This is a genomic window from Bradyrhizobium sp. CB2312 (assembly GCF_029714425.1).
GTDB lineage: Bacteria > Pseudomonadota > Alphaproteobacteria > Rhizobiales > Xanthobacteraceae > Bradyrhizobium.
This window is the reverse complement of record NZ_CP121668.1, coordinates 9071371-9093944: the sequence shown is the minus strand read 5'-3', so window position 1 is coordinate 9093944 and position 22574 is coordinate 9071371. Positions and strand designations below refer to the sequence as shown.

Genomic DNA, 22574 nt, shown 5'->3' with positions numbered 1-22574 from the left:
CGCGTGGTCCGGCTGGGTTTCATCATCGGTTTCATCGCTCTGCTCGGAGCCTTGCTCTCCGGGCTGGCGGCCTATCGCGTTCACGACCAGGAGCTGGCGCTGGACCGGATCGCGCTCGCGCGTGCGATCGACGTTCATGCCAGCCTTGTTCAGGACCGGCTGACCGAGCGTGAGCTGCTCGCGCGCGTCGCCTCAGGCCTGTTCCGCACGCCATCGGTGCTCAAGCCAAGCATGCTGGAGCCGCTGCGCTCGGCCATCTATGCCTTCAAGACCGATTTCGTTGTGGCCGGCTGGGTTGCCCGCCTTCAGCCGAACGAGCTCGCAGCGGCGCAGGCCGCGATCGCGGCCGCCGGTTTCCCGAGGCCTGAGATCCGCGACTACAACGACAAGCCGATCACCGGCCTCACCCAGCCGATCGACGTGCTGATGGATCTCGAGCCGCGCAGCGATGAGACCAAGATGCTGCCCGGCCGCAGCTATGATCAGGACCCGGTGCGCAGCGCGATGCTCACCCGCGCGCGGGTCGAGAAGAGGTCGGTCGCCTCCGACCCGGTGCCGCTCCTGCAAGCGAACGGGCCGATCGGCGTGATCGTCGCAGCTCCGGTCATTCCCGAAGGCGCGACCGTGCCGGTCGGCTTCGTCACATTTTCTTACGAACTCGCCTCGCTGATGCTGACCAATGACGACATGTCGTTGTTCTCGGTCGCGCTCAAGGATCCGCGCAGGGAAGGCGGCGAGCTGATCGCCAACGACCAGGGCGTGGTCTCGACGCGCAGGGCGGCGGCGGACGGGCCGGCGCCGTCGGCGACGCGCACGGTGAGCTTCGGTGGCCGTGACTGGCAGCTCAGCTACTACGCCAAGACCAACTCGGCGCGCCGCGCCGAGCAGACCGCGATCATCGTGGCCGCGATCGGCTTTGCCATCACCGCGATGGTGTGCGGCCTGTTCGGCTATGTCGCCTACAACAATCTGCGGCTCAGCCGCGAAATCCAGGTGCGGATCGGCTTCGAGCGCCGGCTGACCGCCGTCATCGACGAGCTCAACCACCGGGTCAAGAACATCCTTGCGGTGATCCAGTCGATCGTGACGCGGACACTGCGTCACGGCTCGGACATCGACGTCGCGCGCGAGCTTTTGATCGGCCGCATCCACGCCATGTCCAACGTGGTCTCGCTGCTCAGCGAGAGCCAGTGGCAGGGCGTCAAGCTGAAGGGCCTGTTCGAGGCGCGGGCCATCCCGCATGCGGACCGCATCGCCGTCACCGGTCCCGACATCGCGGTCAGCGCGCGCGCGGCGCAGAGCCTGTCGCTGTTGTTCTTCGAGCTTGCCTCGCATTCCGACGAGGGCCTGTCGCTCGTCGGCAAGCATCCGCACATCACCGCCAACTGGACGGTGACGGGCGAGGCGCCCGACGAGGTCTTCCATTTCCGCTGGGAGGAGTTCAACACCAGCGAGGCGACGCGCCGCCCGGATTCCGATTTCGGCCTGATCCTGCTCGACCGCGTCGCGCCCGAGGCGCTCGGCGGCACCGCCAAGCGCTTTTTCACCGACGTCTCCTATGTCTATGAGTTGACCGCGCCGATGGAAACGGTGGTCGACATGACCGAGCGCGATCGCACCGACAAGCTCTCGGCGCCGGTAAGGCCTGTGCGCTAGGCTTTCGGCCGCAAGATCAGGTCGACCAGGTTGCGCGCGTAGCCAGGCGTGATCGGCGTGATGCCGAAGACGTAGCGGTAAAACAGGCTGCCATAGATCGCGTCGTAGAGATCTCCGGCCGGTCCTTCGGCCAGGACACTGCCGTCGTTCTGGCCTGCGGCAATGATCTCCACCAGCGCGTCGCGGCGGAATTGCAGATAGCGGGCGTAGAACAGCCCGGCCGAGCCGGTCTTCGAAATGCATTCGGAGATGACGGCGAGCTGGACCTTGCCGAATTCGCCCTGGAGCGCCTCGGCATAGGCCGCGGCGTGGCGGCGGGTGCGCGCCGCGGGGCTGCCGGCGCTCGCCGGCGGCAGCGGCAGCATCTGCGCGGCGTGGTGGAGGAAGGCGTCGATCAAAAGCGCCTCGCGCGACGGCCACCATTTGTAGATCGTCATCTTGGAGACGCTGGAATGGCGCGCGACGGCGTCGATGGTGGTGGCGGCAAGGCCGGTGGCGGCCATCAGCGCATAGGCGCTTTCGAGAATCGCGTTGGTGGTCTCGATCGACCTCGGACGACCGCGCCGGGGCGCGCTGCCGGCTTCTTCATTGTCACCTTTCGCCATCGCCACGCCCGGTCTCCTCACGACCCTCGGCATAGCGCAGCGGCCGCTTTCGGCCTAGCAGAATCGCACGATTCTTTTGGCAGCGCGTTCGAGCGAAGTGGATCCCGGTTCGCGTGAAGAAAACGCGTCAGGATAAGAATCCACGGCTCCGCTGCGAGTCCATCGGGACAGAGCTCTAGAGCATGATCCGGAAAAGTGTGCAGCGGTTTTCCGAAAAGATCATGCTCAAACAACGACCTAAAGCGCGATGGCGATTCATCCTGATCTCATCGCGCTTTAGGCCTGCTGGCGCAAGGCCGCCGGCAGATCCTGCCGCTTCGACCAGGAGATGTAGTAGGCAACTCCGGTCATCGCGGCGAAGCCGACGAGGCTCACCGCGATCTGCATCGCCACCAGGTTCGGCCCGGTGATCAAGATGAGATGGCCGGCGAAGGACAGGAACACGGCGATGCAGAACACCGCGAGCCATTCCTCGCCGCACGTGATCACCGCCTGAAGCGGCCGCCAATTCAGGCCGGGATGATCGGCCGGAACGAGATGGGTCGCGAGGAAGGCGAGCGCGAGGAAATGGACCACGCGATAGGGCGCGAGGTTTTCCTTGTCGGTCGGCGTGATGCCGCTGAGGAGGGCGTCCGGCAGGTAGGCGGACAAGGCCGGCGAATGGCGCATCAGGGTGACGGCCATCGCGAAGATGAGGTAGGTGCCGGCGAGGATCCGCAGCCAGGACATGCCGCGCAGCGCCCGGCCGGGCGCGCCCGTCACGGCGAACCAGCCGCCCAGCACCATCAGCATCTGCCAGCACAGCGGATTGAAGGTCCACTCCTGATCGGGATAGACCCGGAAATTCCAGTCGAACCAGCGTGCCGCCAGATACAGCGCGACCGATGCGCCGAGCGTCACGTTCGGCCGACGCAGCAGGCCCCACAGCACAAACGGAAAGAATGCCATCAGCGGGATCATCAGCTGCAACAGGTCGAGGTTCAGCGGCTCTTCCTGGAGCACGAGGCCGCGCACCAGAATGCGCAGCGGGTGCTCGAGAATCCCGGAGATGTTGTATTCGTGAATGAGCTCCGGCGCCATCGATTGCGAGGCGACATAAGCGATGGTGTCGATATAGATCACGAACAGCACGACATAGGCCGCGTAGAGCCGCCAGACGCGGCGGAAGATGCGCGTCGCCGCGACGAGATAGCCGCGCTCCAGCGCCATCCGTCCATGGATGATGGCGACGCCATAGCCGACCACGAACACGAACAGGTCCGCGGCACCGCTGAAGCCGAAATTGCGCAGCGTCAGCAAATTGACGACGTTGTTCGGGATGTGGTCGACGAACACCGACCAGTTGGCGATACCGAGCGTCAAATAGAGCCTGGCGTCGTGATGGAATGCGGCGAGGTTCGCCTTGACCGACGGCTTCATTGCTAAATATTTCTTTAGGAATCAGGGGCGACGCTTTTAGCGGCAACCGCCTGCCTCTCCGAGTAGCGTTTGCGTGAGCGAGGCCGGTTCGCCCCGGGCTGATGGAAAATTGCGCAAGGCGTGCCTGCGTGTTGGCGGATCGCCGCTTATCCCCCGTCCGGGACGCAATTTTCGGAAAAGGGGGCCGATCTTGCCTCCGCTCACGAGGGACCTTGCGCAGAGATGCTGCATGATTCTGCTCGTGGTTGCAGCACCTCTCAAGTCTAGAAATGGAAAATCTCCAGTCTGGAGGCCTTCTAGCACGCAAGGTTGAACCGCTGCGGTACCTCGTTGATCCGGCTGCATGGATGCGCAGCCGTTGGAATTGGGGAAGTTGCGGTGGGCGTTTTGGAAGTGCGGCGCCGGCGGCTCATGGGGGCCGTCAGCTCAGTCGTTTTGATCATTGCAACGGGGGCGGCGGCACAATCATCGACGGCGGCTTCGTCCATCGGAGCGCCCACCGAGCTCAGCCCGGTCACCGTGCAGGGGAGCGCACCTCCGAAAGGTGCGGGCGCCTCACCTTCGCGCAGAAGCAGCGCGGCCCGCGCGCGAACGGTGCGACGCTCGAATGCGCCCGCCGGCGCCGCTGCTGCGGCCGCAACCGAGGCTGGATCCGGAGCGGGCCGCAAGGAATCGGCCTTCGGCCATGTCGATGGCATGGTCGCAACCCGCAGCGGCACCGGTACCAAGACCGATGCGGCGCTGATCGAGACGCCCGTCGCAATCTCCGTCGTGACCCAGGACCAGATCCAGGCCCAGGGCGCGCAGAGCGTCTCGCAAGCGGTACGGTATGTCTCGGGCGTGATGGTCGAGCCGACCGGTGCGGATGCGCGCTTCGACCAGATCTACATTCGCGGCTTCCTCGCCGACCAGTATCTGGACTCGCTGCGGCTGATGAATGCCGGCATCTTCGCCTATCCGATCGTCGAGCCGTTCAATCTCGAGCGCGTCGAGATCCTGCATGGCCCGGCCTCGGTGCTCTATGGCCAGGCTTCTCCGGGCGGCGTGGTCGATCTCGTCTCCAAGCGGCCGACGCTGGAGCCCTATCACGAGATGTTCGTCTCCACCGGCAGCTATGGCCGCGCCCAGGCGGGCGTCGACCTGTCCGGGCCGATCGACCAGAACAAGGAGTTTCTCTACCGCTTCACCGCGTCGGGCTACGATGTCGGCAGCCAGGTGGATCACACCGGCTATCAACGCGTCTCGATCGCGCCGTCGCTGACATGGCGGCCGGACAACCAGACCACGTTTACGGTGCTCGGCACCTATCAGCGCGATCCCAAGGCCGGCTTCTTCAACCTGCTGCCGGCCAACGGCACGGTGTTTCCCGTTGCCGGCGGCGCGAAGATCCCGACCAGCTTCTATTCGGGAGAGCCGGGCTTCGACAAGACCGACCGCACGGTGGCTTCGATCGGCTATCTGTTCGAGCACCACTTCAACAACGTGGTCACGGTCCGGCAGAACCTGCGCTACATGGACAACAGCACCGATTTCGCGGTGGTCTCTCCAACCGTCCTGACCAACCCGTTCAGCCTGCCGCGCGGCGTCTACGCGACCTATGAGACGCTGCGTTCGCTCGCGCTCGACAACCAGGGCGAGTTCAAGTTCAAGGCCGGTCCGCTCGATCACACCGCGCTGGTCGGCATCGACTATCGCAACTCGGTCGATACCGCGCTCGGCCGCAGCACGACGACGGGCGTGCCGGCGATCAATGCCTTCGATCCCGTGTACGGCCTGCCGCTGCCGACCCCGCCGGTCACCTCCTACAACCGCCAGCGGCTCGAGCAGGTCGGGTTCTACGGCCAGGACCAGATCAAGTTCGGCGGCGGCTTCGTCGCGCTGCTGGGCCTACGCTACGACCAGGCCGACCTCAACACCGACAATCTGCTGGCCCGTACGACCGCGCCGAAATCGGACGGCGCGCTGACCAAGCGCGCGGCGCTGCTCTACAAGTTCGACAACGGCGTCGCGCCCTACATCCAGTACACCGAATCGTTCCAGCCGCGGCTCGGCACCAACTTCTTCGGCCAGGCGTTCAAGCCGACGCGGGGCCAGCAGGAGGAGGTCGGCGTCAAGTACCAGCCCGATCCGAAGACGCTGATCACGCTGGCCGTCTTCGACCTGACGCAGCAGAACGTGCTCACTCCGGATCCGGACCCGACCCATATCGTCGGCGGCGTTCGCTCCAATGTGCAGACCGGCGAAGTCCGCTCACGCGGCGTCGAGCTCGAGGGCAAGAGCGAGATCAACAGCAATCTGACCATGCTCGGCTCCTATACCTATACCGACATCGTCAACACCGCGTCCAACTCGACCAATCTCGGCAAGCGCGTTTCCGGCATACCGCCGCACGCCGCCGCGCTATGGGCCGACTACACGTTCCATGGCGGCGTCCTTGACGGCTTTGGCGTGTCGAGCGGCGTGCGCTATCTCGGCGCCTCGCCCGGCAATTCGCTCAATACGTTCGACGTCCCCGCCGCCACGCTGGTCGACCTCGGCCTGCATTACGATCTGTCCGCCCTCGGTCCGCAGTTCAAGGGTTTCCTCGCGAGCGCCAACGTCACCAATCTGTTCGACAAGACCTACGTCCAGCTCTGCCAGGACACGGGTTGCTATTATGGCCTGAGGCGGCAGGCGATTGCGACGCTGCGCTACCGCTGGTAGGGGAACGTGATGAGCGAGCAGGCGATCTCCAGGCAACGTGTCTACGAGCGGACGCCGGCACTGCGGCGCTGGCTGTTCGTGCATAAATGGTCGAGCCTGATCTGCACGTTGTTCCTGCTGCTGATCTGCATCACCGGCCTGCCGCTGGTGCTGCGCGACGAGATCGACGGTCTGCTCGACGACGCCTTGCCCTATGCGCAGGTGGCGGAGGGCACATCCAACGTCAGTCTCGACCGGGTGGTCGCGGCCAGCCGGAAGATGTATCCGGGCGAGACCATCATCTCGGTGTTCGTCGACGACGACGAGCCCAAGATCATGGTGTTCATGGCGAGCTCCTGGGAGGCGTTCAAGGCCAATCGGCGAGCGATCCACTCGATCCGGTTCGATGCCCACACCGGCGACGTGCTGAAGCAGACGAAACCCTTCGGCGAGGACGGACTCACCTTCCTGCAACTGATGTTGTCGCTGCATCGTGATCTCTTCGCAGGGCTCGCGGGCGAGCTGTTCCTCGGCGCGATGGCGCTGCTGTTCATCGCCGCGATCGTCTCGGGAATCGCGATCTACGGACCGTTCATGCGCAAGCTTGATTTCGGCAGCGTGCGTGCGGCCAGGTCGCGGCGGCTGAAATGGCTGGACCTGCACAATCTGCTCGGCGTCGTCACGCTCGGCTGGGCACTGGTGGTCGGCGCCACCGGCGTCATCAACGAGCTCTCGACGCCGCTGTTCGCGCTGTGGCAGCAGACCGACGTGCGCGCAATGCTGGCGCCGCTGCAAGGCAAGCCGGTGCCGCAGACTTCCGAACTGTCCTCGCCACAGGCCGCTTACGACACGGTGAAGGCCGCATTCCCCGACATGACCACCACCAGCGTGGTGTATCCCGGCGCGCCGTTCGGATCGCCGTTCCACTACGTGGTCTGGACCAAGGGCAGGGAGCCCTTGACCTCGCGCCTGTTCAGCCCGGTGCTGGTCGATGCGAGAAGCGGCGCGCTGGTGTCCGCCGTCACCATGCCTTGGTATCTGCGCGCGCTCGAGCTGTCGCGTCCGCTGCATTTCGGCGATTACGGCGGCATGCCGCTGAAGATCATCTGGGTGCTGCTCGATCTCGTCACCATCGTGGTGCTCGGCAGCGGAGTTTACCTCTGGTTCGTGCGATCGCGGGCCAGCAGGACGGAGCGGCCTGCGGCGGCCATGCCGCTGACATCGCCAGGGGCCGCGGAATGAGCGGACGCCGTTCGCTAACCCTGATCTGGCGCTGGCCGTCGCTGCTCGCGGCCTCGAGCATTTTCGGCCTGCTCTCCGCGTTGCTTGGTCAGACCGGCTTCTGGCTGCCGCTGTCGTGGATCGCCCTGGCGGCGCCGCTCGCGGTCGCCGCGATCTGCATCGGCCGCAGCCGGGCGTGACGTCACTCCGCCGGCTCGGCCGAGGCCTCGTCGGATACACCGGCGCGGCTCGCCATGATGCCGAGTGCGACGCCGCCGATGGCGAGGATCGGCAAGAGCCGCTTGACCCCGATGGCGCGAACGATCTGGAGCCCGGTGGCGAGCAGCATGGGATCGGCAAGCATGCTGTGCGCCGCCGACTTCGCGGCGCGCTCTGCCGCGATGTGGGCTTCCTTGCGCAACTGCCGTTTGTAGGCCCAATAGCTCACCGCCGCGGTCAGGGTCAGCAGGAAGAAAACGCCGGCCCCCGCGAGGCACGCCTGCACCGGACCGTATTTGTCGAGCACGAAGATGAACGCTGCCGCGCACAGGAAGCAGGTCGTGATGAACAGCGCGAATGCGGCGCCTGCGGCGAGGGAGGTCAGCCGCACTGTCGTTCCGGCGGATGCATTGATCCCGTCGATGATGCGCTGAAACATGGCCTTGCTCCTCAAATCCCCACAAGCCGCCGCCGGCGGCGCCACAGCGCGCCGCCGTTATCTCGATTCCGTTCCGCGGACCTTACCGCCGCCAGGCGGCGCCGATCAGGAAGCCGATGCCGAGTGCGAGGCCCACGGTCGCGAGCGGCCGCTGCGTGATCGCCTCTTCGAGCGTCTCCTCGATCGACCCGTAGGCGTCCTGCGCAGCACCCATCATCGCGCTGCCGCGGTCCGACATGTCGTCGATCGCCGAATCCATGTTCTCGCGCGCCTGGCGGTAGCCGCGCCTGGCCTGCTTGCTGGTGGAATTGGCAAAGGTGTTGAGCGCGTCGGTAATCTGGTCGGTGAGGGCGGCGATATCGCTTTTCACGGCTGCTACATCCTTCTCGAGGCGTTCTCTGGTGGCTTTGTCGGTCCAGTCTCTGATCCCGGCATCGGCGTTGGGCGTGGACATCAGGAGCTCCGAACTGTTGACGGCTGAGATAGCCGGAAAACGCTTCGTCGCCGGGGAAGTTCCGCTCACGGAAACCGGTCAGTCCTGCGGCAGCTGCGGCGCATCCGGCGGCAGGAGATGCTCCTTCAGGATCAGGGCGACGATCAGGAGCGGCGACGACAGGAACGCGCCCATCGGCCCCCACAGCCAGGTCCAGAACGCGAGCGCGAGCAGCACGGCGAGCGCATTCAGCGCCAGCCGCCGCCCGATGATGGTGGGCGTGACGAAGTGTCCCTCCAGGAAGGTGATACCGCCGAAGGCGAGGGCGGCAAGCAGGCCGCTGCTGATGGTCGGGAAGGCAACGAGCCCCACCACGACCAGGACGGCGAACATCGCGATCGGCCCGATGATCGGGATGAAGTTGAGGGTTGCCGCGAGTGCGCCGAGGCCGGCGGGATTGGGCATGTGGGTGAGCGCGCAGACGATGCCGGTGGCAACCCCAACGCCGACATTGATGAGCGTGACCGTCAGCAGGTAATTGCCGAGATGGACCTCGATCTCGTTCAGGATCCGCAGCGTCCGCAGCCGCGCGTCGCGATCGTTGAAGGTCATGATCAGCGCCCGCCGCAGATCGCGCCAGCTCGCGATGAACAGGATCAGCGTGACGAAGAACAGCAGGAATTCGGTGAAGGTCGGCGACAGGAATTCCAGCGTCGGCTGCACCCATTCGAATTTCGGCATCTGGAAGCTCGGCAATCCCTCGGAGCCGCCGACCATGGTCTGCAGCTCCCGCCACAGCAACAGAGGCCGGTCGAACACGTGCAGCTTGTCCTTGAGCTGCGCGCCGAGCTCCGGCAGGCGCGAGCTCCATTCCATCACGGGCGAGGCGATCAGCGCGACGATAAAGGCGACCACGGCGGTCACGGCGACCACGATCAGCGCGGCGCCCAGCCCGCGCGGCACCTTGCGATTCTCGAGAAAGGTCGCCGCCGGCGACAGCATGGTGCCGGTGACGAAGGCCATCACCACGGGGAGGAAGAACGCCTTGCCGACATACAGCACGGCCACGACCGCGATCAGCAGCAGGCCCGCGAGCGCGAAGGCAACGAACTCGGTGCGGCGGATCACCGGCGGCAATTCGCTATGGCTGTCGGGGAGCGGGGCGCCTTCGCCGTTACCGGAAATCAGACGTTCACTGGGAATGACGCGCACAATATCTCTCCCGCCCGGAAAAGCCTCCGCGCGCCACTGCTGATGATCCAACGCCCGTGCGGCGCCGCGGTTCCATCGCGGCTTCGTGAAGTCGTGCTCGCTTGACTGTGACGTCGCTGCCTCAGACGGCGGCGGAACTTGAGTCGCCTCGGCTGCGTTTGTTGGAAAGCCGCATCACCCTGATGCACACATCCAACGGGGCAGCACATGACAACGTTCCTTGCCTTCCGTCGCCGCTTCTCGCCGCGCGGCGTAACCGCTTTTGCCTTTGCGACAGCACTGCTGACGGTGCCGTTCGGCGGCGCCAGCGCTCAGACCTTCGGCTATGCGCCGATGCAGCCGCAGCTCTATCCACAAGACCCGAGCTATTCGCGAGGTTACGCCAGCCAGGGCTATGTCACCCAGCCGCAGGCGACGGATGAGGATGCCGCGCTGCCCGATCGGCTGCGCAAGCAGATCGTCAGCTTCGACCGCAGCGAGCCGGCCGGCACCATCGTCATCGATACCGGCAACACCTATCTCTACTATGTGCTCGGCAACGGCCGCGCCATCCGTTACGGCGTCGGTGTCGGCCGCGAAGGTTTTACCTGGTCGGGCGTGCAGAACGTCAGCCGCAAGGCGGAGTGGCCGGACTGGCATCCGCCGGCCCAGATGATCGCGCGCCAGCCTTATCTGCCGCGCTTCGTCGCCGGCGGCCCGGGCAATCCGCTCGGCGCGCGTGCGATGTATCTCGGTTCGAGCGAATACCGCATCCACGGCACCAACGATCCCACCACGATCGGAAAGTTCGTCTCCTCCGGCTGCATCCGCATGACCAATGAGGACGTCACGGACCTGTTCAGCCGCGTCAATATCGGCGCCAAGGTCGTGGTGCTGCCGAAGAATGCCCCGCTGATGGCCAAAGGCGGCGACCCCGTGCGCAAGCGCCCGGCGGTGACGACGTCGCCCACGGGTCGGCAGGCGCTGAACATCCCGTCGTCGGCCGTGAACTAGGAATGCGAGAGGTCACATGAACAGACGTTCGATCGGCAAACTGGCCGGTGGCGCGGCGGCGTTGTTCGCCGTCGCCTCCCTCGGCCTCGCGCTGACGCCGTCCGCGCATGCGGAGGATTTCTTCTCGGCCTTGTTCGGCGGCTTCCGCATGCGTCCGCCGCCGCAGATCCGTATCCCGTTCCCGAACGACGACATGCCGCGTTATGAGGCGCCGCGTTCGCGCGCCAGCTATGGCGGCGGCTCGGCCTATTGCGTGCGCGGCTGCGATGGCCGTTACTTCCCGGCGCAGGGCAACGATGCCGAGAGCAAGGCGCAATCCTGCAAGAGTTTTTGCCCTGCGTCCGAGACCTCGCTGGTCTATGGCAGCAATATCGATGACGCCACGACAGAGAACGGAAAATCCTATTCCGACTTGCCCAACGCCTTTCGCTATCGCAACGAGCTGGTGGCCGGCTGCACCTGCAACGGCAAGGATCCGGTCGGGCTCGCCCAGGTCAAGGTCGAGGACGATCCCACCTTGCGCAAGGGCGACATCGTCGCGGGCGCCGACGGCCTCGTCGTCGCCAACCGCAACGCCAACGACCGCCACGGCGTTGCGATGAACTTCTCCCCGCTGCCGCAATCAGTCCGCGCCAAATTCCGCCAGGTGCCGGTGGTCGCGAAGGAGTAGGGCGGGCGGCATCACGGGTGATGCGATGCTTGCGCTCCAATCTCCGGTGTCGTCCCGGACAAGCGCGCACAAAGCGCGCGCAGATCCGGGACCCATAGCCACAGGATTGGCTTTGGCGAAGATCGGGAGTTACAAGCTCGCGTTACAATTACTCCCTGTGGTTATGGGTCCCGGATCAGCGCTCGCTCCGCTCGCTTGTCCGGGACGACACCGAGGGTGTCGCGCCAGCGTGCCTATGCCGCGCGGATCTTGCCCAGGAAATCGCTGACCTGCTGGCCGAGCTGGTGGCTCTGCGTCTCCAGCGTCTCGGAGGCCTGCTTGACGTTCTCGGCAGCACCAGCCGCGGTGTCGGCGTCGGCCTTAACGCCGGTGATGTTGTCCGAGACGTTCTTGGTGCCTTGCGCCGCATATTGCGTGCTGCGAGTGATCTCCTGCGTCGCCGCGCCCTGCTCCTGCACGGCGGCGGCAATCGCAGTGGCCACTTCATTGACCTCGCCGATGATGCCGCCGATCGACTGGATCGCGTTGATGGCATCGCCCGCGACCTTCTGGATGTCGGCGATCTGCCCGGAGATTTCCTCCGTCGCCTTGGCGGTCTGGCTTGCCAGCGATTTGACCTCGGAGGCGACGACGGCAAAGCCGCGGCCGGCCTCGCCGGCGCGCGCCGCCTCGATCGTGGCGTTGAGCGCGAGCAGGTTGGTCTGCGCCGCAATCGTGTTGATCAGCCCGACCACCTCGCCGATACGGCCTGCGGATTGCGCCAGCCCCTGCACGGTGCTGTCGGTCTCGCGGGCCTGGTTGACGGCACGGCTGGCAATGCCTGCGGCATGGGCGGCCTGCTGGCTGATGTCGTTGATCGAGGCCGAGAGCTCCTCGGCGGCGGCAGCGACGCTATCGACGCTCATCGAGGCATCGTTCGAGGCCTTGCCCGCGATCTCGACGCGCTCATTGGTCTTTTGCGACACTGCGGAGAGGTCGCCCGAGGTCTTGCGCATCTCGCCGGAGGCTTCGCTGAGCTCGCCCAGCGACTTCCGCACCACGCCCTCGAACTCGCCGACGTAGGCCTCCATCGCGCGCTGGCGCGCGGCGGCGCCGGCATTGCGCTCGCGCTCCTGCGCCTCGATCTTGAGCTTGTCGATCGCCTGCTGCTTGAAGGTCTCCAGTGCGCCGGCCAGCGCGCCGATCTCGTCCTGGCGGTCGAGATAGCCGCTGTCGACGCCGAGAACGCCGCCGGCGACCTCGAGCATGGCGTCGCGAATCCGGTGCAGCGGCGTGATCACGCGGCGGCTGACCGCCAGCATGGCGGCGCCGGTCAGGACGATCGCGGCCACGAGCAGCGCGGTGTTGACGATCAGCAATTGCACGGCGGCCGCCCGCTGGGCCGCTGAATGATCCTTGGCAGCCTCCAGCGCCGCGTCGGCGAGCTTGATCGCGCTTGCCATGCGGCCAACCGAATAAGGGCTCCACTGGTTGGCTGTCATCGATGGCTTCTCGCCCTTGGCGACCGCGGCGATGATGCCGTCGCGTGTGGCGGCGTATTGCGGGTCAAAATAAACGGCCTTGGCGTTCGCCATCGCCGCGGCGAGCGGCGGTGGCAGTTGCAGGCCGACCGTGGCGAGCTCGATCGCATTCCAGGCCGTATCGGTGCCGCCAACGAACTTCGTATAGGCGAGCTGTAGCTCGGGCGTGATCTTGCCGGTGCCGAGCGCGTTGCCGACGATCAGAGACGACTCGCCGGCGCTCAGGCGCAAGAGCCAGGCCATCTGCTTGACCATCAGAAGCTGGTCGATGACTGCATCCTGGTGATTGACGCTCGCGCCCAGCATCGGCGCCAGCTTTTCGAGGATCGCCATCAATCCGTCCTCGGTGTCGGTATATTCCTTGGCGAGTGCTACGCGGCGCGAAGCCTTGGGCTTGGCGACCTCGGTCCAGAATTCTGTCTGCTTCTCGAGCAGAGCCTTGTTCAGCCGGCCGAGCTCGGACGCCATCGTCTCGCCCTGCGGCAGGTCGATTGACGGAAGAATCTCGACGGCGCGCGCCAGCGCCGGCATCAGGATGTCGCGGATGCCGCGGGTGTATCTTTCGATGTCTTGGTCCACCTGGACGTCGGAGGTGAGCTGGCGGCTGCTGGTCGAGCGGTCGGCCCGGATGTTCGCCATCGCCTTGAACACTTCGGCCGAAGCGGCCGAGACCGCAACGATCCGGTTGGCCTGCTGCAGCCGGCCCCATGAATTCCACGCGCTGATCGAGAAGCCGATGACGACGACGAGTGCGGTGGACAGGATCACCGCCTTCAGCAGCGTGGAGACGGTCAAGCGGTTGAGCATCGGACACCCCGGTATGCGTTTCGAAGTTCGTGGCCCCGAACGGCAGCCCCCGCGAACCTCGAACGACCAAAGGGGATGCACGCAGATGCGCATGCCCCAGGGGGCAGGCGCTCGACGCGCATTTGGCCCGAAAAGGGTAAAAACTTAGCCAGTGTTCCCGACGTATAATTACGGGGCGTTAGGATGCGCGACGCCGCCTCCCCAATTTCCGCCGTCGTCCCCGCGAAAGCGGGACCCATAACCACAAGATTGGGTTTGGCGAAGACCCGGAGTTGCCTGCTCGCGCTACAACTTTTCCCTGGGAGTATGGGTCCCCGCTTTCGTGGGGATGACACCGAGGGTGTGGCGCCGGCTGCGGCTACAACCCGCAGCTTACGCCGCGCGGATCTTGCCGAGGAAGTCGCTGACCTCGTGGCCGAGCTGACGGCTCTGGTTTTCCAGCATCTCCGAAGCCTGCTTCACGTTGTCCGCGGCGGCAGCAGCAGCGTCCGCATCGGCCTTCACGCCGGTGATGTTGTCCGAGACGTTCTTGGTGCCCTGCGCCGCGAATTGCGTGCTGCGGGTGATCTCCTGGGTCGCCGCACCCTGCTCCTGGACGGCGGCCGCGATGGCGGTTGCGACCTCGTTGACCTCGCCGATGATGCCGCCGATGGTCTGGATCGCGTTGATGGCGTCGCCCGCGACCTTCTGGATGTCGGCGATCTGCTCGGAGATCTCCTCCGTCGCCTTCGCGGTCTGGCTCGCCAGTGACTTCACCTCGGAGGCGACCACGGCAAAGCCGCGGCCGGCCTCGCCGGCGCGTGCAGCTTCGATCGTAGCGTTGAGCGCGAGCAGATTGGTCTGCGCCGCGATGGTGTTGATGAGGCCGACGACCTCGCCGATGCGCCCCGCCGACTTCGCCAGGCCCTGCACGGTGCCGTCCGTCTCGCGCGCCTGGGTGACGGCGCGGCCGGCAATGCCTGCGGCATGGGCGGCCTGCTGGCTGATGTCGTTGATCGAGGCCGAGAGCTCCTCGGCAGCGGCGGCGACGCTATCGACGCTCATGGAGGCGTCGTTCGAGGCCTTGCCGGCGACCTGGACGCGGTCGTTGGTCTGGCGCGACACCGCGGAGAGATCGCCGGAGGTCTTGCGCATCTCCCCGGAGGCCTCGCTCAATTCGCCGAGCGTCTTGCGCACAGCCCCCTCGAACTCGCCGACATAGGCTTCGACCGCGCGCTGGCGTGCGGTCGCGCCCGCATTGCGCTCGCGCTCGTGCTCCTCGATCTTGAGCTTCTCGGCCGCCTGTTGCTTGAAGGTCTCCAGTGCGCCGGCCAGCGCGCCGATCTCGTCCTGGCGGTCGAGATAGCCGCTGTCGACGGTGAGGTCGCCGCCGGCGACCTTGAGCATGGCGTCGCGGATGGTGGTGAGCGGATGGATGACGCGGCGGCTGACCAGCGCGATCGCGCCGGCGGCAAGTCCGATGGCGAGCGCCAGCAGCGTAAGCTGCACGATCAGTGCGCGCTGAGCCGCGCTGCGCTGGTCCAGCGTATGGCTCTTGGCGGCATCGAGCGCGGTCTCGGCCACGGTGACCGCGCTGGCGAGGCGGCCCACCGTGACCGGGGTCCATTGGTTCGCGGTCATCTCGGCCTTTTCGCCATTGGCGAGCGTATTGGCGATGCGATCGCGAAGGGCCAGATATTGCGGATCGAAATAGCCGGTCTTGGCCGTCCCCATGGCGGAGGACAGGGCCGGCGGCAATTGCATGCCCGAGGTCGACAATTCCAGCGCCTTCCACGCCGCGGCCGTTCCACCGACATATTGGATGTAGGCGAGGCGGGCCTCCGGCGTGATGCGGCCGGCGTTGAGCCCGTTCGAGATGATCAGCGAGGCTTCACCGCCGGTGTTGCGGAGCAGCCAAGCGTTCTGCTTGATCGACAGCAGCTGGTCGATCTCCGCGTCCTGATGGTTGACGCTGGCGGCCAGGATGTTCGAGAGCTTGTCGAGCGTCTCGAGCAGGCCCTGCGTCGTCTCCATGTATTCCTTCGGCAGGCCGGCGCGGCGCTGGTCCTTGGGCTTGGCGACCTCTTCCCAGAACTGCTTCTGCTGCTCGCTCGCGGATTTGTAGAGGCGCGCGAGCTCCGGCACTAGCGTGCCCGATTGCGGGAAATCCATGCTCGGCAGCAGTTCCAGCGCGTGTGCCATCGCCGGCATCTCGGCGTCGCGGGTCGTGCGCAGATATTTCTCGATCTCGGAATCCATGGGCTCGGTCGCATTGAGGAGCCGGTTGGTGCTCGCGCGGTCAGTGCGCAGATTGTGCATCGCCTTGAACAGATCGGCGGAAGCATCCGCGATCTGCGAGATGCGGTTGGCGGTCTTGAGGCGGTCCCAGGACTCGTAGGCGGTGAGCGAGAGCGCAATCACCACGCAGACCGACGTGAGCGCGATCACCGCCTTCAGCAGCGCGGATACGGTCAGACGATTGAGCATCGAAGTCCCCCCAAAGTCCCATTTCCAAAAGTCGTGAAGACGCCCGGCAAAATCGAAAACATTGGGCGAGCAGATCGGCAATCGCATACCGTTTGCGGCTCGGAGCCCGAACGGTTTCCGCATCTGAAAGGAAAAGGGTAAAGTTTTAGGCAGCCGGCCGCACTGTAGAAATACGGAATTACCAGAAGTTGTAGTGGGTTGCCCTGATGGAACCGGCGCGCGAGATCGGCGTTAGGACTACCGTTGGCAATTGCCTGAAGGGGGCATCGCGATGCTGGTCGGCGTACTCGTCACCTTTCTCGTCGTCATTCTCGTGCTTTATCTCATCAACATGCTGCCGATGGACGGCCGCGCCAAGCAGATCGCGCGCGTGATCGTGATCATCATCGGCGTGGTGTCGCTGCTGAAATATCTCACCGTGTTCTAGCGGGCGGCGATTGGGCCTCGTAACCCGGATTGCGCTTCGCTCCATCCGGGTTACACGTGCCCGACGAAAAAGCCCCGGCGCGAGCCGGGGCTTCGTTCGTGCGGTGCTAGTGCAGCGACTTGAGCCAGTCGTCGACGTCCTGACGGACCTGGTCCTTGGCCTTGCCGTAGCGTTCCTGGAGCCGGCCCTCGAGCTGCTCGCGGCGTCCCTCGATCAGCTGGAGATCGTCGTCAGTGAGCTTGCCCCATTTCTCCTTGGCCGATCCCTTGAACTGCTTCCAGTTTCCTTCGATGCGATTCCAGTCCATGACCCTCTCCCGTTGGTTGATGGCCGAACAACGCGAGGCGCACGCAGCCGTTCCGCGACGCGCCGCGGCGTTTCGTCCAACAAAAAAGCCCCGGCTTGCACCGGGGCTTTTGACGTTTCTGTGACCTCGCTCAGCCCGCCGCCTTGGCCTCGCGGCGGCGCGCGGTGAGGATGTATTCGGTGTAACCGTTCGGCTGCTCGCGACCCTTGAAGACGAGGTCGCAGGCGGCCTTGAAGGCAACGCCGTCGAAGGCTGGCGCCATCGGCTTGTAGATCGGGTCACCGGCGTTCTGCTTGTCGACAACGACAGCCATGCGCTTCAGCGATTCCATCACCTGCGCCTCGGTGATCACGCCCTGGTGCAGCCAGTTGGCGAGATGCTGGCTGGAGATGCGCAAGGTGGCGCGGTCCTCCATCAGGCCGACATCGTGGATATCAGGGACCTTGGAGCAGCCGACCCCCTGGTCGATCCAGCGCACGACGTAACCGAGAATGCCCTGGCAGTTGTTGTCGATCTCCTGCTTGACGTCATCAGGCGCCCAGTTCGACTTCGACACCGGAATGGTGAGGATGTCGGAGAGCTTTGCGCGCGGACCGGCCTTGGTCAGTTCCTGCTGGCGCGCGATCACGTTGACCTGGTGGTAGTGCAGGGCATGCAGCGTGGCGGCGGTCGGCGAGGGGACCCACGCGGTGGTGGCGCCGGCCTGCGGATGCGCGAGCTTCTGCGCCAGCATGTCCGCCATCTTGTCGGGCGCGGCCCACATGCCCTTGCCGATCTGGGCATGGCCGGGCAGGCCGTCGATCAGGCCCATGTCGACGTTCCAGTCCTCATAGGCCTTGATCCAGGCCTGCGCTTTCATCTCGTTCTTGCGGATCATCGGACCCGCTTCCATCGAGGTGTGGATCTCGTCGCCGGTGCGGTCGAGGAAGCCGGTGTTGATGAACATGATGCGCTTGGAGGCGCGCTGGATGCAGGCCTTGAGGTTGACGGTGGTGCGCCGCTCCTCGTCCATGATGCCGACCTTGAGCGTGTTCTCGGGCAGGCCGAGCATCTTCTCGACGCGATCAAAAATCTCGCAGGTCAGCGAGACCTCATCGGGGCCGTGCATCTTCGGCTTGACGATATAGGCCGATCCGGTGCGGCTGTTCTTGACCTTGGAGTTGCCCTTGAGGTCGTGGATGGCGAGCAGGCCGGAGACGGCGGCGTCGAGCAGGCCTTCGGGGACCTCTTCGCCCTTCTCGTCGAGCACCGCGTCGGTGAACATGTGGTGACCGCAATTGCGCATCAGGAGCAGGCTGCGGCCGTGCAGCTTGAGCTCGCCCTTGCCGTCCGGCGTCTTGTAGACGCGGTCGGCGTTGAGCGAACGCGTCAGGGTCTTGCCGCCCTTCTCGAAATCAGCCGACAGCGTGCCGTTCATCAGGCCGAGCGTGTTGCGATAGACCAGTACCTTGTCCTCGGCATCGACCGCGGCGACCGAGTCTTCCATGTCGAGGATGGTCGAGACGGCGGCTTCCATGATCATGTCGGCGACGCCGGCCGGATCGTCCTTGCCGATCGCGCTGCTGCGGTCGATCTTCACCTCGACATGCAGGCCGTTGTTGACGAGCAGCACCGCTGACGGTGCGGCAGCATCGCCCTGGAAGCCGGCGAACTGCGCGGCGTTCTTCAGCGCGGTGGCGTTGCCGCTCTTGAGCTTCACCGCGAGCTGGCCCGCGACCACGCTGTAGGTGGTGACGTCAGTGTGGCTGCCGGTCGCGAGCGGCGCGGCGGCGTCGAGGAGCGCCTTGGCTTTCGCGATCACCTTGTCACCGCGCGCCTTGTTGTAGCCCTTGCCGCCCTCGGAGGGATCGTGCGGGATTGCGTCGGTGCCGTAGAAGGCATCATAGAGCGAGCCCCAGCGCGCGTTCGCCGCGTTGAGCGCATAGCGTGCATTGGTGAGCGGCACGACGAGCTGCGGACCGCAGATCTTGCCGATCTCCTCGTCGACATTGGCTGTCTCGACCTTCTGCGTCGCCGGCTCCGGGACCAGATAGCCGATCTCCTTCAGGAACGCGGTGTAGGCAGTGAGGTCGAACGCCTTGCCCTTGTTGGCGCGGTGCCAGTCATCGATCTTGGCCTGGAGCGCGTCGCGGAAGGCGAGCAGCTCGCGGTTCTTCGGCCCCAACTCCCTGATGATGCCTGCCACCCCGGCCCAGAACGCATCCGGCGCGATCCCGGTTTTCGGGGCCGCTTCCTTGGCGATGAAGTCATACAGGACGGGAGCGATCTTCAATCCGTGGGCATCGACGCGTTTCATGATGGGCTTTCTTGTTGGAAATGGCTGTCTTTCGCTGCTTTTGACCCGACAGCAGCAAAATGCGCCCGCGAGGGGGCGGCTTTCGGGGCCCTATTAGCCCCAAAATCGAGGCGGTGAGAAGACCCCCAAAGGTTTGTCAAAATGTCAAGGCGAGGCGGCTGGCTCGTTTTACAAACCGATGGGGCCCGGCTTCGCGCCACACGTACAACTGCGCTCCCTCCCCCTTGCGGGGGAGGGCGGGGGAGAGGGGTGGCCCAGGAAACGGTGTGTCTGAGTTCGACGTGAAGTCAGCTCGCGCCGATGGAGAGAGTCCCCGTGTGGACCCCTCTCCCTAACCCTCCCCCGCAAGGGGGGAGGGAACGCACTGCATTTGTGGTGGCAGCGAATGCCGCAACGAAAGTGTGCTCAAATATTCGCGGCGAGGTCCACGAGCTCGTCGAACAGCACGCCTGATGTCTTCAGCATCTGCTCGATCTCGTCGGCCGCCTCGGTCACCGTCCGCTTCGACGTGTCGATCACGAGCTCGGCCGCCTGCGGCGCCTCGTAGTCGTTGCCGATGCCGGTGAACGAGGCGAGCGCGCCGGCCCTAGCCTTCTTGTAGTGGCCCTTGGGATCGCGCTCCTCGCACACCTCCGCAGGCGTGGCGACATGGATCTCGCGGAAGGCGGTGTCGGCGATGCGGCGCGCCGTGGCGCGGTCCTCGCGGGCCGGCGAGACAGCGGCGACGATCGCGATGTGGCCGTTGCGGGCGAGATGCGTCGCAACTTCGGCAAGCCGGCGGATGTTCTCGCTGCGATCGGCAGCGGAGAAGCCGAGATCGCTGTTCAGCCCGGCGCGCAGCGTGTCGCCGTCGAGCAGGATCGGCGAGCCGCCATTGGTGAAGAGGCGCCGCTCCAGCGCCCGCGCCAGCGTCGACTTGCCGGACGCGGGAAGGCCGGTGAGCCAGACCACGGCGCCGTTATGGCGGTAGCGCGCCGAGCGCTCATCTAGCCGCAGCGCGGATTCCACCGGCACGATGTCGACGGGCTCGGCGCGCTGGCCGGCATCGACCGACAGCACGAGACCACCGCCGGCGATGCGTCCGGACACTTCGATCACGAGGCGCCCGGTGCGCGGATTCTCGGTGTAGGGATCGGTGGCAATCGGATTCGAAAGAGAAATGTCGATCTCGCCGACATGGTTGCGGCCGATCGCCTTGTTCTCGCTGCTGGAGAGCTCACCGGGATCGACCGCCTTCTCGATGGCGACGACGGTGGCGCGGCTTTCCTTCGGCCCGCAGCGGACCAGGAGCTGGTCGCCCTTATTGAGCGGCTTGTCGTGCAGCCAGAAGATGCGCGCGCGCAGCCGCCGCGTCTCGCGCGGCGCGGCATTGGCATGCGCGATGATGTCGCCGCGCTCGATGAACAATTCGCGGTCGAGCGTGATGCCGACCGAGCGGCCTGCGCCTTGCCGTCCCGCCACCGGCGTCACCGGCCAGCTCTCGACCGTCTTGATCTTGGCGATCTTGCCGGCCGGCATGATCACGATCTCGTCGCCGGCGATCAGGCTGCCGGATTCGATGCGGCCCGCCACGATGCGGCGGTCGTCGAACTTGTAGATCGCCTGCACCGGCAGGCGCAGCGCCAAGGCTTCCAGCGGCCGCGCCGGCTCGAGCCCGTCGAGCGCCTCGACCACGGTCGGTCCCTTGTACCAGCCGATGCGGTCGGTGCGCTCGGCGACGCCGTCGCCGTCGCGCGCGGAAATCGGGATCACCGCCGTCGGCGTCACGCCGAGGCCGTTGAGATGCGCGGAGATCTCGTCGCTGATCGCCTTGAAGCGATCGGCGGAGAAGTCGACGCGGTCCATCTTGTTGACGACGATCGCGACCTGCTTCACGCCGAGCAGATGCAGGAGATAACCGTGCCGCCGGGTCTGGTCGCGCACGCCTTCGAGCGCGTCGATGATCAGCACCGCGCCGTCGGCCTGCGAGGCGCCGGTGATCATGTTGCGCAGGAATTCGGCGTGGCCGGGCGCGTCGATCAGCACGATGTCGCGCGAATTGGTGCGGAAGCGGATCTGCGTGGTGTCGATGGTGATGCCCTGGTCGCGCTCGGTCTGCAGCGCATCGAGCAGGAACGACCATTCGAACGGCATGCCGCGCCGCGCGCTGACGGCTTTCAGCATTTCCAGCTTGCCCTCGGGCAGGCTGCCGGTCTCGTGCAGCAGGCGGCCGACCAGCGTCGACTTGCCGTGATCGACATGGCCGACGATGACGATGCGGACCTGCGGACGCGTGGTGCCGTTCGGGGTGGCCGGCGAGGTGGGGGTGACGAGCATGTTCATGACCGCGATGCGTCCTAAGATCAGAGATAGCCGGCGACGCGCAGGCGCTCGAAAGCGTCCTCGGTCTCATGGTCGAGCGCACGGCCGGCGCGCTCCGGCACCTTGGTCTGTTCGAGCTCGATCAGGATCTCGTCGATGGTCGACGCGGTCGAATTCACGGGATTGGTGATGTCCTGATCGCCGAGCGAGCGATAGCGCTTGCCGTCCTTGGCAAGATAGAGCGGGATGATCGGGATGTTCTCGCGCTTGGTGTAGGCCCAGATGTCGGCCTCGGTCCAATGCAGGATCGGATGGATGCGCAGATGCGCGCCCTGCGGCGGCGAGGCGTTGAAGTGATCCCAGAACTCCGGCGGCTGGTCGCGCACGTCCCAATTGCCTTCGAGACCGCGCGGCGAGAACACGCGCTCCTTGGCGCGGGTGGCCTCCTCGTCGCGGCGGATGCCGGCGATCAGGCCGTCAAAGCCGTATTTGCCGAGCGCCATCTTGAGGCCCTCGGTCTTGCGCGCGGCGGAACGGGCGGCCGGCGGCAGCGTCGGGTCGACGGCATCGATCGGCGGGCAGGGCTCGACACGCAGGTCGAGATCCCATTCCTTCCCGTAATGATCGCGGAAGCGATACATCTCCGGAAACTTCTTGCCGGTGTCGACATGGAGGGCCGGGAACGGCATGCGGCCGAAGAAGGCTTTCCGCGCCAGCCAGATCATGACGTTGGAGTCCTTGCCGAGCGACCACAGCAGGGCAATCTTCTTCAGGCGAGCAAAGGCTTCGCGGAAGATGTAGATGCTCTGCGCCTCGAGCTGGTCGAGATGGTCCATACTGGGCGCAAGATCAGCAGAAAATTCTTGCGAGCCCGCGCGGCTGACGAGGGCCTGGCTGCTCA

The 22574-nt window shown here is 65.5% G+C and carries 18 protein-coding genes; 7 read left to right on the top strand and 11 right to left on the bottom strand.

The features are described 5' to 3' along the window. Nucleotides 1-3 precede the first annotated feature (3 nt). Nucleotides 4-1656 (top strand): HWE histidine kinase domain-containing protein, encoded by a 1653-nt coding sequence (locus QA642_RS43340; protein ID WP_283082268.1) that lies wholly within the window; start codon nt 4-6, stop codon nt 1654-1656. Here QA642_RS43340 and QA642_RS43335 read toward each other — a convergent pair. Further along, on the bottom strand, nt 1653-2261 hold the full coding sequence (locus tag QA642_RS43335; protein ID WP_283087100.1) for a TetR/AcrR family transcriptional regulator: 609 nt from the start codon (nt 2259-2261) through the stop codon (nt 1653-1655). The two genes, QA642_RS43340 and QA642_RS43335, sit on opposite strands and share 4 nt — an antisense overlap. Before the next feature lie 276 nt (nt 2262-2537). Further along, nucleotides 2538-3680, bottom strand: a complete 1143-nt coding sequence (locus QA642_RS43330; protein WP_283082267.1) for an OpgC domain-containing protein — start codon at nt 3678-3680, stop codon at nt 2538-2540. 594 nt (nt 3681-4274) lie between these two features. On the opposite strand from QA642_RS43330, the gene QA642_RS43325 reads away from it, so the two are divergent. The 3 genes from QA642_RS43325 to QA642_RS43315 are packed head-to-tail and all read left to right on the top strand — an operon-like array spanning nt 4275 to nt 7783. Beyond that, nucleotides 4275-6383: a TonB-dependent siderophore receptor gene (locus QA642_RS43325; protein WP_283082266.1), complete on the top strand. Its 2109-nt coding sequence runs from the start codon at nt 4275-4277 to the stop codon at nt 6381-6383. A gap of 9 nt (nt 6384-6392) precedes the next feature. Further along, complete coding sequence (locus QA642_RS43320) at nt 6393-7604, top strand: PepSY-associated TM helix domain-containing protein (RefSeq protein ID WP_283082265.1); 1212 nt, start codon at nt 6393-6395, stop codon at nt 7602-7604. Then, nucleotides 7601-7783 (top strand): hypothetical protein, encoded by a 183-nt coding sequence (locus QA642_RS43315; protein ID WP_283082264.1) that lies wholly within the window; start codon nt 7601-7603, stop codon nt 7781-7783. Before QA642_RS43320 ends, QA642_RS43315 begins: the two co-directional genes overlap by 4 nt. Before the next feature lie 2 nt (nt 7784-7785). Here the strand turns inward: QA642_RS43315 and QA642_RS43310 are convergent, their stop codons facing one another. From QA642_RS43310 to QA642_RS43300, 3 genes are all read right to left on the bottom strand, one after another. Beyond that, nucleotides 7786-8241 carry a hypothetical protein gene (locus QA642_RS43310; protein WP_283082263.1) on the bottom strand — a complete coding sequence of 152 codons (456 nt, stop codon included), beginning with the start codon at nt 8239-8241 and terminating at the stop codon, nt 7786-7788. Nucleotides 8242-8323: 82 nt separating this feature from the next. Then, nucleotides 8324-8695: a DUF883 family protein gene (locus tag QA642_RS43305; protein ID WP_283082262.1), complete on the bottom strand. Its 372-nt coding sequence runs from the start codon at nt 8693-8695 to the stop codon at nt 8324-8326. A 78-nt stretch (nt 8696-8773) separates the two neighbouring features. Continuing rightward, nucleotides 8774-9886, bottom strand: a complete 1113-nt coding sequence (locus tag QA642_RS43300) for an AI-2E family transporter (protein WP_283082261.1) — start codon at nt 9884-9886, stop codon at nt 8774-8776. Nucleotides 9887-10093: 207 nt separating this feature from the next. Between QA642_RS43300 and QA642_RS43295 the strand changes: the two genes are divergently transcribed. Both QA642_RS43295 and QA642_RS43290 read left to right on the top strand, forming a co-directional pair. Further along, nucleotides 10094-10879 carry a L,D-transpeptidase gene (locus QA642_RS43295; protein ID WP_283082260.1) on the top strand — a complete coding sequence of 262 codons (786 nt, stop codon included), beginning with the start codon at nt 10094-10096 and terminating at the stop codon, nt 10877-10879. A gap of 16 nt (nt 10880-10895) precedes the next feature. Continuing rightward, nucleotides 10896-11549, top strand: coding sequence for a DUF2865 domain-containing protein (locus QA642_RS43290; protein WP_283082259.1), 654 nt, complete (start codon nt 10896-10898; stop codon nt 11547-11549). A 233-nt stretch (nt 11550-11782) separates the two neighbouring features. On the opposite strand, the gene QA642_RS43285 is transcribed toward QA642_RS43290, so the two are convergent. Beyond that, complete coding sequence (locus QA642_RS43285; protein WP_283082258.1) at nt 11783-13876, bottom strand: methyl-accepting chemotaxis protein; 2094 nt, start codon at nt 13874-13876, stop codon at nt 11783-11785. A 372-nt stretch (nt 13877-14248) separates the two neighbouring features. After that, the gene (locus tag QA642_RS43280) at nt 14249-16342 is read right to left on the bottom strand and encodes a methyl-accepting chemotaxis protein (RefSeq protein WP_283082257.1); all 2094 of its coding nucleotides are present in this window, start codon (nt 16340-16342) and stop codon (nt 14249-14251) included. 271 nt (nt 16343-16613) lie between these two features. On the opposite strand from QA642_RS43280, the gene QA642_RS43275 reads away from it, so the two are divergent. Then, nucleotides 16614-16769, top strand: coding sequence for a Thivi_2564 family membrane protein (locus QA642_RS43275; RefSeq protein ID WP_042335954.1), 156 nt, complete (start codon nt 16614-16616; stop codon nt 16767-16769). Between the two features lie 106 nt (nt 16770-16875). Here QA642_RS43275 and QA642_RS43270 read toward each other — a convergent pair whose 3' ends face one another. The 4 genes from QA642_RS43270 to cysD form a co-directional block, all read right to left on the bottom strand. Further along, a complete protein-coding gene (locus tag QA642_RS43270; protein WP_008546815.1) occupies nt 16876-17076 on the bottom strand; it encodes a CsbD family protein in 201 nt (66 codons plus the stop codon). Nucleotides 17077-17206: 130 nt separating this feature from the next. Next, nucleotides 17207-19372: a malate synthase G gene (locus tag QA642_RS43265; protein ID WP_283082256.1), complete on the bottom strand. Its 2166-nt coding sequence runs from the start codon at nt 19370-19372 to the stop codon at nt 17207-17209. 405 nt (nt 19373-19777) lie between these two features. Continuing rightward, the gene (gene cysC, locus QA642_RS43260) at nt 19778-21694 is read right to left on the bottom strand and encodes an adenylyl-sulfate kinase (protein WP_283082255.1); all 1917 of its coding nucleotides are present in this window, start codon (nt 21692-21694) and stop codon (nt 19778-19780) included. A 20-nt stretch (nt 21695-21714) separates the two neighbouring features. Beyond that, nucleotides 21715-22509, bottom strand: coding sequence for a sulfate adenylyltransferase subunit CysD (gene cysD, locus QA642_RS43255; protein ID WP_027561170.1), 795 nt, complete (start codon nt 22507-22509; stop codon nt 21715-21717). Nucleotides 22510-22574 lie beyond the last annotated feature (65 nt).